The sequence below is a fragment of the Bradyrhizobium sp. UFLA06-24 genome (assembly GCF_054967145.1).
In genome coordinates this window covers 1-11,493 of sequence record NZ_JADFUE010000116.1, presented here as the reverse complement: position 1 = coordinate 11,493, position 11,493 = coordinate 1, and the positions used below count along the sequence as shown (strand labels likewise).

The window sequence follows — 11,493 nt, the reverse complement described above, 5'->3', positions numbered from 1 at the left end:
GGCCGAGTTCTTCATCGAATTCTTCGCCATCGACCTGATCATGGACGACCAGGGCGCCTGCCGCGGCGTCATCGCGCTCAAGCTCGACGACGGCACGCTGCATCGTTTCCGCGCGCAAACCACGATCCTGGCGACGGGAGGCTACGGCCGTGCCTACGCCTCCTGCACCTCGGCCCATACCTGCACCGGCGACGGCGGCGGCATGGTGCTGCGCGCCGGCCTGCCGCTCCAGGACATGGAGTTCGTCCAATTCCATCCGACCGGCATTTATGGTGCGGGCTGCCTCGTCACGGAGGGCGCCCGCGGCGAAGGCGGCTATCTCGTCAACTCCGAGGGCGAGCGCTTCATGGAGCGCTATGCGCCGTCGGCGAAGGACCTCGCCTCGCGCGACGTCGTCTCGCGCGCGATGACCATCGAGATCCGCGAGGGCCGCGGCGTCGGCAAGAAGAAGGACCACATCTTCCTTCATCTCGACCATCTCGATCCCGCCGTGCTCGCCGAGCGCCTGCCCGGTATCTCCGAATCCGCCAAGATCTTCGCCAATGTCGACGTGACGCGGGAGCCGATCCCGATCGTGCCGACCACGCACTACAACATGGGCGGTATCCCGACGAACTATCACGGCGAAGTGCTGACCAAGAAGGATGGCGACGACAATGCCGTGGTCCCCGGCCTGATGGCGCTGGGTGAAGCGGCCTGTGTCTCCGTGCACGGCGCCAACCGCCTCGGCTCCAACTCGCTGATCGACCTCGTCGTGTTCGGCCGTGCCGCGGCGTTGCGCTGCGCCGAGAAGCTGACGCCCAACGCCGAGCAGCCGGAGCTGCCGGCAAACTCCGCCGAACAAGCGCTCAGCCGTCTGGACCATTTCCGCTACGCCTCCGGCGGCACGCCGACCGCAAAGCTGCGTGAAGGCATGCAGCACGTGATGCAGAACAATTGCGCGGTGTTCCGCACCGGTGAAGTCCTGAGCGAGGGCCAGAACCTGATCGCGAAGGTTCACAGCGGCATCGCCGACATCGCCGTGTCCGATCGCTCGCTGGTGTGGAATTCGGACCTGGTCGAGACGCTGGAGTTCGACAACCTGATCGGGCAGGCAGTGGTGACGATGAATTCGGCCGCCAACCGCACCGAGAGCCGCGGCGCGCATGCGCGCGAGGACTATTCCGAGCGCGACGACAAGAACTGGATGAAGCACACGCTGGCCTGGCTGGACGATGCCGGCAAGGTCAAGATCGAGTACCGTCCGGTTCACGACTACACCATGACCAACGACGTGCAGTACATCCCGCCGAAAGCGCGCGTGTACTGAGCGAACAGCGAAGGCCTTAATCGAATGGTTGAATTCGCACTTCCGAAGAACTCGAAGATCACCGGCGGCAAGACCTGGCCGAAGCCCGCGGGCGCGACCGAGACGCGCGAGTTTCGCGTCTATCGCTGGAACCCCGATGACGGCAAGAATCCGAGCGTCGACACCTATTACGTCGACGTCAACGATTGCGGTCCGATGGTGCTGGACGGCCTGATCTGGATCAAGAACCACATCGACCCGTCGCTGACCTTCCGCCGCTCCTGCCGCGAAGGCGTCTGCGGCTCCTGCGCCATGAACATCGACGGCCAGAACACGCTGGCCTGCACCCGCTCGATGCACGACGTGAAGGACGGCGCGGTGAAGGTCAATCCGCTGCCGCACCAGCCGGTGGTGAAGGATCTGGTTCCCGACCTGACCAATTTCTACGCGCAGTACGCTTCCGTCGAGCCGTGGCTGAAGACGACCTCGCCGACGCCGCAGAAGGAATGGCGCCAGAGCCACGAGGACCGCGAGAAGCTCGACGGCCTCTACGAGTGCATCCTGTGCGCCTGCTGCTCGACCTCCTGCCCGAGCTATTGGTGGAACAGCGACCGCTATCTCGGCCCCGCGGCCCTGCTCCAGGCCAACCGCTGGGTGTCCGACTCGCGGGATGAAGCGACCGGCGAGCGGCTCGACAATCTCGAGGACCCGTTCCGGCTGTATCGCTGCCACACCATCATGAACTGCGCCAAGGCCTGCCCGAAGGGCCTGAACCCGGCCGAAGCCATCGCCGAGCTCAAGCTCAAGATGGTCGAGCGCCAGATCTAAGACTCTTCTGATCGCGCGATACCCCGGCCGAAACGGCCGGGGCGTTCTCCGAACGGAACAATTTTAGGGAGAATTTTCTCCGTCCCGCGGCACGCGCGAATTGGCGGGTTGCAACCTCCGGTTCCGCCATAAGCCGCTTCCTTCCCGGCGCACGATTCAAGTAAGCTCTCCGGTCGGGGGACCGGAGCGACCGTGCAGGGCCTGCAACGCAATTCGCTGAAACTGCTGCGGTGGATGATGGTTGCATCCCTGGCGCTGCCGATTGCGCTGTTCGCCATTGCCTCCGCCATCTCGTACCACTCGACACTGGAGATCGCCGACCGGGAGATCGAGCGCGCGCTCGATGTCGCGCATGAGCACGCGCTCAAGGTGTTCGAGACCATCGACCGCAGCCTTGCCGAACTCAACGAGGTCGTGCGCGACCTGCCCGACGATGTCATCCGGTCCCGGGAAGGCGCGCTGCACCTGCGCCTGAAGCAGCTCTCCGATTCGCTGCCGCAGCTCAAATCGGCCTGGATCTTCGATGCCAACGGCAAGGCGCTGGTCAACAGCCTGGCGTCACCGCCGCCGGAGCAGAGCTTTGCCGATCGCGATTACTTCTATGCCCATGTCGACCAGAGCATCGGCACTTACATCGGCGCCACGCTGACGCCGCGCCTGCCCTATCAGGGCGCGCGCTTCTTCGGCGTCAGCCGCCGCCGCTGGTCCGAGGACGGCAGCTTCACCGGCGTGATCCAGGCCTCCGTGCTGCCGGAATATTTCGAGAGCTTCTACGCCAGGATCGGCACCGATCCCGGCAGCTTCTTCGCGATGGGACGCACCGACGGCACGATGCTGGCGCATTTCCCACGCCTTGACCACGACTTCCGGCTCGTTCCCAACGGCCCGGTCGGCCGGAGCATCGCGGTCCATCCCGATCATGGGCTGATGACCATCGCCTGGCCATCGGACGGGATCGAGCGGCGGATCGGCTACCGGCGCGTCGCCGAATATCCGATCTATGTCAGCGCCGGCTTCGAGACTTCGGCGATCCGCGCGCGCTGGCTCGCCGCCATCAGCCAGCATCTGGTGTTCGGCGCTCCCGCGACCGCGCTGCTGTTCGTGCTGCTCGCCTTCGCCTTCCGGCGCACCCAGCATCTCCAGCTCGAAGCGGCAAAGCGGCGCGAAGCGGAGGAGGCGCTCAAGCACAGCCAGCGGCTGGAGGCACTGGGCCAGCTCACCGGCGGCGTCGCGCACGATTTCAACAACCTCCTGACCGTGATCCGCGCCTCCGTCGATCTCTTGAACCGGCCGCAACTGAGCGAGGAGCGGCGGCAGCGCTACATCACGGCGATCGCGGAGGCCGTGGCGCGCGCGGCCAAGCTGACCTCGCAACTCCTCGCCTTTGCGCGGCGTCAGACCTTGAAGCCGGAAGTGTTCGACGCCGGCGATCGCATGCAGTCGCTGCGCGACATGCTCTCGACGCTGCTGGGGCCTGCAATCGAGATAGTCATGCAGCTGCCGGCCGAGCCCTGCCTCGTCAATGCCGATGCCGGCCAGTTCGAGACGGCCCTGATCAACATGGCGACCAACGCGCGCGACGCCATGCAAGGCAAGGGCCGGATCGTCTTCACCGTGCACGCGGCGACATCGGTGCCTGAAACGCTCGCGCCTGCCTCGGGCAGTCAGGCCGCAAAAGGTCTTGGCTTCATCTGCGTTGCGGTCAGCGATACCGGCATCGGCATTCCCACCGCACAATTGGGCCGCATCTTCGAGCCGTTCTTCACCACCAAGCAGGTCGGCCAGGGCACCGGGCTCGGCCTGTCGCAGGTGTTCGGCTTCGCCCGGCAATCCGGCGGCGAGGTGACAGTGATCAGCGAGGTCGGAAAAGGCAGCACCTTCTCGCTCTATCTGCCGCGCGCGCCGGCAGCGCTGTTGCCCCGGAGCCAGGCGCCGACCACCGCGCCTGCCGTCGCCGGCAGCGGCATGTCGGTGCTGGTCGTCGAGGACAACATCGAGCTCGGCAATTTCGCTGCCGACGGGCTCACCGAGCTCGGCTACAGCATCACGCTGGTCGACAACGCAACCGACGCGCTCGCCGAGCTCGTCAGCGACGCCGATCGATTCGACGTCGTGTTCTCCGACGTCGTGATGCCCGGGATGACCGGGCTCGATCTGGCGCAGGCCATGCGCGATCGCTGCATCAACGTTCCGATCGTGCTGACCACCGGCTACAGCCACACCTTGTCCCAGGACGGCGTCGCCGGCTTCGAGCTGGTGCAGAAGCCCTATTCGATCGAGGAGCTGTCGCGCGTGCTGCACCAGGCCGCGCGGCTGAAACAGGTGCGCGACGGCGCCGCCGAGTGAGGCGGGGAACCCGAGGGAACCGGACGGCGTTGTCCCCGCATGCAGAAGCCGGTCCGGACAAAGGAGCAGGGCGAGACAGCGCCCATCGTGAAGGTCACCGGCGAGAACGGCGATGAGGTCGCGCCGCCACCGCCCGAATTGCTGGAGCCTGATCCCGAGCTGACGCCCGAAGAGGCCGAGCAGGCGCGCAAGGATTATCTCCTCACCCGCTTCTGGATCAGCGCGCGCGGTTTCTGGAGCCGCAAGGGCGATCGCCTGGCCTGGCCGTTCTCCATCGGCCTCGTCGTGCTGATCGTCCTGACCGTCGGCTTCCAATACGGCATCAATGTCTGGAATCGCGCGATCTTCGACGCCATCGAGAAACGCGATGCGACCACCGTCTTCCACCTCACTGCAATGTTCTTCCCGCTCGCCATCGGCAGCATCGTGCTCGGCGTCGCGCAAGTGTTTGCCCGCATGGGCATCCAGCGGCGCTGGCGGGCCTGGCTCACCAGCAGCGTGCTGACGCGCTGGCTCGAGAATGGACGCTACTACCAGCTCAACCTCGTCGGCGGCGACCACGACAATCCCGAATACAGGATCGCCGAGGATCTCCGCGTCGCGACGGACTCCCCGGTCGACTTTCTCGCCGGCGTCACCTCCGCGCTGCTGTCGGCCGCGACCTTCATCGTCGTGCTCTGGACCATCGGCGGCGCCCTCACGATCACCTTCGGCGGATCGGCGATCACCATTCCCGGCTTTCTCGTGATCGCCGCGATCCTCTATGCCATCATCGCTTCCGGTTCGATCCTGGTGATCGGCCGCCAATTCGTGCAGGTCTCCGAGGACAAGAACCAGGCCGAAGCCGATTTCCGCTACACGCTGACGCGCGTGCGCGAAAATGGCGAGAGCATCGCGCTGCTCGGCGGCGAGGAGGAGGAGCGCGGCGGCATCGACCGCAATTTTACCAACGTGCTCAGGCAATGGGCGCGGCTGGCCGGCCAGCACATGCGCACCACGTTGGTGTCGCAGGGATCGAGCCTGGTTGCTCCCGTCGTCCCCCTCCTGTTGTGTGCGCCAAAATTCCTCGACGGCAGCATGAGCCTCGGCCAGGTGATGCAGGCCGCCTCCGCCTTCACCATCGTGCAGGGCGCGTTCGGCTGGCTGGTCGACAATTATCCGCGGCTGGCCGACTGGAATGCCTGCGCGCGCCGCATCGCCTCGCTGATGATGTCGCTCGACGGCCTCGAGCGCGCCGAGCAGGGCGACGGGCTCGGCCGCATCAAGCGCGGCGAGACCGGCAACGAGGCCATGCTGGAGCTGAGGGATCTCTCCGTCACGCTCGATGACGGCACCGCCGTGGTCGGCGAGACCGAGGTGGTGATCGCACCGGGCGAGCGGCTTCTGGTCGCCGGCGAATCCGGCACCGGCAAGAGCACGCTGGTGCGCGCCATCGCGGGCCTCTGGCCGTGGGGCGGCGGCAGCGTCAATTTCCATCCCGACAGGCGGCTGTTCATGCTGCCGCAACGGCCCTACGTCCCCTCAGGATCTTTGCGCCGGGCGGTCGCCTATCCCGGCACGGCCGAGAACTGGAGCGAGGAGGAGATCGGCGAAGCCCTGCACAAGGTCGGCCTCGACCATCTCAAGGAGAAGATCGAGGAGGAGGGGCCGTGGGACCAGACGCTGTCAGGCGGCGAGAAGCAGCGCCTTGCTTTCGCGCGGCTGCTCTTGCACAACCCCGACATCGTCGTGCTGGATGAAGCGACCTCCGCGCTCGACGAGAAGAGCCAGGACAAGATGATGAAGATGGTCACCGACGAGCTGCGAGAGGCCACCATCGTCAGCGTCGCGCATCGCGTCGAGTTGGAGGCCTTCCACAGCCGCAAGATCGTGCTGGAGCGCCGCAAGGGCGGCGCCAGGCTGGTCAGCGACGTCGACCTGATCCCGCGCAAGGGCAAACGAAAGCTGCTCGGCCGCTTCCTGCGCCAGCGCAAGAAAGCGGCGTGAGGCTTTCTCTGCGTCATCCCGGACAAGCGCGCCTCAAAGCGCGCGCAGATCCGGGATCCATACCCACAGGGAGAGGTTTGGCGAAGACTCGGAGTGAGCATCTCGCGTCACATTCCTCCCTGTGGTCATGGATCCCGGGCTCGCTTCGCGCCCCGGGATGACAGTGAGTTTGGAGTCCCCGCCAAAACCCGCTATGCATGCGCCGCCTGCAACGAGGACCGCCTGCTTGACGCCCGACAACGCCCTTTCGACTGCACCGTTTGGCACGTTTGCGCCCAATGCAGCGCAGGCCGCCATTATCAGCCTCGTGCAAGCGTCGGGGCTGAAGCGCGGCGCATTCCGGCCCTGGATGTCGCGGCTGGTCAACCTGCTGCGCGGCGGCCCGGTCGACGTGCACTATCAGGGTGCCTCGTTCCGCTTCTATCACCAGGGCAGCGCCACCGAACGCGGCGCGCTGTTCAACCCCGACTATAACATCGATGAGCTCGACTTCCTGCGCCGGTACACGCCGGCGGGCGGCACCTTCGTCGATGTCGGGGCCAATGTCGGCACCTTCGCGCTGGTGATGGCGCGGCAGGTGGGGACCTCGGGCAAGGTGGTTGCGATCGAGCCGCATCCGCTGACGTTCGGACGGCTCGCCTTCAACCATGCCGCATCAAAAGCAACGCAGGTCCGCCTGGTGCAGGCCGCCGCAGGCGATGCCGACGGCGAGCTGATGATCGAGAGCGGCGGCGGCAATCTCGGCGCCACGCATGTCGTCACCGGCAACGCCGGCACGGATGCGATCAAGGTGCCGTCGTTGCGGCTCACGCGCATCCTCGAAGAGGCCGGCGTCACACAGGTCGATTCGCTCAAGATCGACGTCGAAGGTTTCGAGGACCGCGTGCTGATCGGTTTCTTCCGCGACGCGCCGCCGTCGCTGTGGCCGCGCGCGGTCGTGATCGAGCATTTGTCACAAAACGAATGGCAGCAGGATTGTATCGGTGACATGGTCGCGCGCGGCTATGCGATCGCGCGCAAGACAAGAAGCAATACGTTTTTGTCACGCTGACGACGAACAACGGAGGTTGTTATGATCGATCATATGGGCTTGTCCGTCTCCGATTATGAGGCGGCGAAGGCGTTCTACAGCAAGGCGCTGGCGCCGCTCGATTACAGCCTGATCATGGAGGTGACGGCGGAGCAGACCGGCCACGCCGCGGCCGCCGGCTTCGGCGCCGACGGCAAGCCGGATTTCTGGATCGGCGGCGAAGGCGCGATGAACAAGCCGGTGCATGTGGCGATCGCTGCGAAAGACCGCGCCACCGTGGATGCGTTCTACAAGGCTGCGATGGCCGCGGGCGGCCGCGACAACGGACTGCCCGGCCTTCGCCCGCATTATCACGCGAACTATTACGGCGCCTTCGTGCTCGACCCGGACGGCCACAACATCGAGGCGGTCTGTCACGCGCCGGAATAGACCGGTTCCATTCTTCGACGGGAACATCGCATCCCGCACGCTGTTATCGTCGCTTGCAAGAAGGAGCACGATATGGCCAACGACAATGCGCGCGACGTCGATCGCGCCTGGAAGCTGATGAAGAAGATCGGCTTTGCCATGCTGGTGACACGCGACGGCGAAAAGCTGCGCGCGCGGCCGATGAGCGCCTACCTCGATCGCGACGCGAACACGATATATTTCTTGACGGACGCACGGCGTCACAAGGACGAGGAGATTGCTCGCAATCCCTCGATCAACCTGTCATTCGCCGATGCCGGCAGTCAGAAATATGTCTCCCTGACGGGCACTGCGGCCATCTCCAATGACCGAGCCAAGATCAAGGAGCTTTTCTCGACGCCGGCCAAGGCGTGGTGGGACTCTGCCGAAGATCCCAACATTCGCGTGCTCAAGGTCACGCCCGATGATGCCGAGTTCTGGGATTCGCCGGGTACGGTGATCTCCTACGTGAAGATGGCTGCAGCAGCGGTGACGAATACGCGTCCTGACATCGGCGAGAATCGCAAGGTCTCGATGTGATGCCGATCGAACCGCCCGAGATACCACCATCGACGCCCGGCACGCCCGTTGAGCCGCCGCCGGGAATTCCGCCGGGCAATCCGCAGCCCGAGATCACGCCGCCGGTGCGCGAGCCCGGCGAATCACCGAGCCCCGATGAATTGCCGGGCCGCATGCCCGAAGAGATTCCATCGCGTGGACCGGACGGTCCGCTCACGCCCAATCCTGCGACGGATGCCAATTCGTCGCAGGACCGCATGTGAGACTGCAGCGATCACATATGGGGCGATTGCAACCAGCGTCTGAATGCGCAATGAACGTCGCGATCGTGACGTGATTTGCGTGCAGAAATAAATCGGGCCGCGACCGCTTCGCCCGCCACAATGCGGCCTAACGCGTAGCCGTTCATCACCAGACTTCGTCAAAGAACCTTCCGGGGAAGTTGAACCACATGACCAACCTTCGTTTCGTGCTGCTTGCCACGACGGCTCTGACCGCGATGCAATTCGCAAGCTCCGCATCGCACGCGCAATCCGCGCCGCCACTCGTGGTCGCGCAGGCCCAGCCAGAGACGGGCCCTGACGGAAAACCGAAGCAGCCTCCGAAGGAAGCGCCGAAGGGGCCGCCGCCCGGCGCGCGTCCGGCGACGCCGCCTCCGCCGCCTGCGGCTCCCGCCCATCCGACTGCACCGCCGCCCGCGGCGGCACCGCCGCATCCGCCTGTCGCACCTCCGCCGGCCGCCGCCCCGTCACGCCCGACGCCGCCACCTCCGCCGCCCGCAACTCATCAGGCGCCTCCTCCGCCTCCGCCGCCGCCTGCTGCACCCAAGCCGCCGACGCCGCCTCCGGCGCCGCAGCAGCATGCTCCGACACCACCGCCTCCGGGCGCAGCGCCGCAGCAACATGCGCCGACGCCGCCTCCGCCCCCAGCGCCGCAGCAGCACGCCCCCACACCGCCGCCTCCGGCTGCGGCTCCGCAGCAGCACGCTCCGACACCGCCCCCTCCACCGCCTGTGACGGCACCGGGGCGGCCGGCTGCGCCGCCTCCCCCTCCGCCTTCAGCGGCTCCTGGCGCGAGACCCGCGCCAGCTCCGGGGGCAACGCCCACGCCGTCGCCTGCAACGCCGGCACTTCGCCCGGGAACGACGACTGCTACGCCGACACCCACGCCCACACCAACTGTGACCCCAGTGCGCCCCGGCGCTCCGCCGGCCGCAGAGGCACCAGCTCCGGCTGCCACGCCGGCACCAACTGGCACCCCGACGCCGGTGCCCGCACGTCCGGGCGCCCCGCCAGCTGCAGGCCCAACTCCGACACCAACCCCGGCTCCCGGCGGCGCTGTGGCGCCTCCCGGCCGTCAGGGTGGAGCGCCGGCTGCGGGCGCGCCCACGGCTGGAACACCGCCTGTGACGCCGCAGGCGGGCGCCGTGCAGCGTCCCCCGGCACCGCCGCCCGGCGCCGCTGCACCGACGGTCGTCCCGGCCACGCCGGCCGCAGCACCGCCGCCCAACAAGGCTCAGTACGCCCCGCCGACGGTTGCACCGGCCTTCCGCGCCGCGCCGGCCGTTGCCGCCCCGCTGCCGCCGCCGCCGCGTCCGCCGCAGCGTGACCTGACGCCGCTGGCGTTCGGTGCGGGCGTGGTCGCCGGTGCCGTGATCGGCGCCACCATCGCCGACTACCGCAATCAGCGGCAGGAAGTCGTCGAAGGCGGCCGCACCATCTACACCGAGCCGGACCGCATCATCATCCGCGACCCCAGCGGTCAGGAATATGTCCGCGGCAACGATCTCTATCGCTTCCGCTACGGCGCCCGCGACATCCGCACCGAGACCGTCGGCGGCGAGACCCGCACCGTCGTGATCCGTCCCGACGGAAGCGAGGTGATCACCGTGGTCGGTCCCGATGGTTCGCTGCTGCGTCGCATCCGCAGGGACCCCGGCGGGCGCGAGATCATCATCATCGACAACACCTATCGCGACCCGCGCGCGGTCGGCGGCTTCTATGTCGACGTGCCGCCGCCGGTCGTGAGCATCCCCTACGATCGCTACATCGTCGATGCCCAGGAAGCATCGCCGGACGTGATCTACGAGACGATGCGGGCGCCGCCGGTGCAGCGGATCGAACGACGCTACTCGCTCGACGAGATCCGCTACTCGCCGAACGTCCGCATGGCGATGCCGAGCGTCGACGTCAACACGATCAACTTCGAGACGGGATCGTGGACCATTCCGCCTGATCAGGCGGCGCGGCTCCAGGTGATCGCCGACGGCATCAACCAGGCGATCCGGGCCAACCCGCAGGAGGTGTTCCTGATCGAGGGCCACACCGACGCGGTCGGCAACGACGTCGACAATCTGTCGCTGTCGGATCGCCGGGCGCAGGCCGCGGCCGAACTACTGACCCAGCAGTTCGGCGTACCTGCCGAGAACCTGACGTCGCAGGGCTACGGCAAGCAGTACCTGAAGGAGCAGACCGACGGCCCGAGCCGGATCAACCGGCGCGTCACCGTCCGTCGCATCACCCCGCTATTGAACGGCGGCCAGGCCAACGCGGCCCCGCCGCCGCGCTGAGGCGATCGCAAAAAGAAAATGGCCGGGAGCGATCCCGGCCATTTTTGTTTTGGTTATGACGTGCGTGCGGCGACATGGCGTGAAGTCGTAGGGTTGGCAAAGGCGCATAGCACCGTGCCCACCACCTCTCTCGATCACGGAAAATGCGCGGGCACGCGTCGCTTTGCCTAACGTCAGCCCTTGTCGCTTTCCAGCCGGAAGATCTGCGAGCCTTCGCTGCCCGAGAGCAAACCGGTCTTCGAATAGAGACCGAGCTTGGTGCGGGTGTCGGCGATGTCCAGATTGCGCATGGTGAGCTGGCCGATGCGGTCGGCCGGCGTGAAGGCGGCGTCCTCGACCTTCTCCATGCTGAGCCTTTCCGGCGCATAGGTGAGGTTCGGACTTTCCGTGTTCAAAATAGAATAGTCGTTGCCGCGGCGCAGCTCGAGCGTGACTTCGCCGGTGACGGCTCGGGCGACCCAGCGCTGCGCGGTCTCGCGC

General features: G+C 66.6%; 9 protein-coding genes and 1 pseudogene. 9 read left to right on the top strand and 1 reads right to left on the bottom strand.

The window, feature by feature from the left end; genetic code table 11:
• The 9 genes from IF809_RS36985 to IF809_RS36945 all read left to right on the top strand — a co-directional run.
• A partial coding sequence (locus IF809_RS36985; protein WP_462839953.1) for an FAD-binding protein occupies window positions 1–1,309 on the top strand: 1,309 nt, incomplete at its 5' end.
• 24 nt (window positions 1,310–1,333) lie between these two features.
• A complete protein-coding gene (locus IF809_RS36980) occupies window positions 1,334–2,116 on the top strand; it encodes a succinate dehydrogenase iron-sulfur subunit (protein WP_128963336.1) in 783 nt (260 codons plus the stop codon).
• A gap of 192 nt (window positions 2,117–2,308) precedes the next feature.
• Complete coding sequence (locus IF809_RS36975) at window positions 2,309–4,462, top strand: hybrid sensor histidine kinase/response regulator (RefSeq protein WP_462839952.1); 2,154 nt, start codon at window positions 2,309–2,311, stop codon at window positions 4,460–4,462.
• A 39-nt stretch (window positions 4,463–4,501) separates the two neighbouring features.
• Window positions 4,502–6,448 carry an ABC transporter ATP-binding protein/permease gene (locus tag IF809_RS36970; RefSeq protein ID WP_453994114.1) on the top strand — a complete coding sequence of 649 codons (1,947 nt, stop codon included), beginning with the start codon at window positions 4,502–4,504 and terminating at the stop codon, window positions 6,446–6,448.
• A 226-nt stretch (window positions 6,449–6,674) separates the two neighbouring features.
• Window positions 6,675–7,499: an FkbM family methyltransferase gene (locus tag IF809_RS36965; protein WP_462839951.1), complete on the top strand. Its 825-nt coding sequence runs from the start codon at window positions 6,675–6,677 to the stop codon at window positions 7,497–7,499.
• Between the two features lie 21 nt (window positions 7,500–7,520).
• Window positions 7,521–7,907, top strand: coding sequence for a VOC family protein (locus tag IF809_RS36960; RefSeq protein WP_462839950.1), 387 nt, complete (start codon window positions 7,521–7,523; stop codon window positions 7,905–7,907).
• Window positions 7,908–7,979: 72 nt separating this feature from the next.
• Window positions 7,980–8,465 carry a pyridoxamine 5'-phosphate oxidase family protein gene (locus tag IF809_RS36955; protein ID WP_462839949.1) on the top strand — a complete coding sequence of 162 codons (486 nt, stop codon included), beginning with the start codon at window positions 7,980–7,982 and terminating at the stop codon, window positions 8,463–8,465.
• Window positions 8,465–8,707: a hypothetical protein gene (locus IF809_RS36950; RefSeq protein WP_453981315.1), complete on the top strand. Its 243-nt coding sequence runs from the start codon at window positions 8,465–8,467 to the stop codon at window positions 8,705–8,707. The genes IF809_RS36955 and IF809_RS36950 overlap by 1 nt, the downstream gene beginning before the upstream one ends.
• A 188-nt stretch (window positions 8,708–8,895) precedes the next feature.
• Complete coding sequence (locus IF809_RS36945) at window positions 8,896–11,013, top strand: OmpA family protein (RefSeq protein WP_462839948.1); 2,118 nt, start codon at window positions 8,896–8,898, stop codon at window positions 11,011–11,013.
• Between the two features lie 173 nt (window positions 11,014–11,186).
• Here IF809_RS36945 and IF809_RS36940 read toward each other — a convergent pair.
• Window positions 11,187–11,493 (bottom strand): annotated as a pseudogene (locus IF809_RS36940) (argininosuccinate synthase); the annotation flags it as partial.

Coding starts and splice junctions, on each gene's coding strand:
- IF809_RS36980 (WP_128963336.1), top strand. CDS start 1,334: ATGGTTGAATTCGCACTTCCGAAGAACTCGAAGATCACCGGCGGCAAG.
- IF809_RS36970 (WP_453994114.1), top strand. CDS start 4,502: ATGCAGAAGCCGGTCCGGACAAAGGAGCAGGGCGAGACAGCGCCCATC.
- IF809_RS36960 (WP_462839950.1), top strand. CDS start 7,521: ATGATCGATCATATGGGCTTGTCCGTCTCCGATTATGAGGCGGCGAAG.
- IF809_RS36955 (WP_462839949.1), top strand. CDS start 7,980: ATGGCCAACGACAATGCGCGCGACGTCGATCGCGCCTGGAAGCTGATG.
- IF809_RS36950 (WP_453981315.1), top strand. CDS start 8,465: ATGCCGATCGAACCGCCCGAGATACCACCATCGACGCCCGGCACGCCC.
- IF809_RS36945 (WP_462839948.1), top strand. CDS start 8,896: ATGACCAACCTTCGTTTCGTGCTGCTTGCCACGACGGCTCTGACCGCG.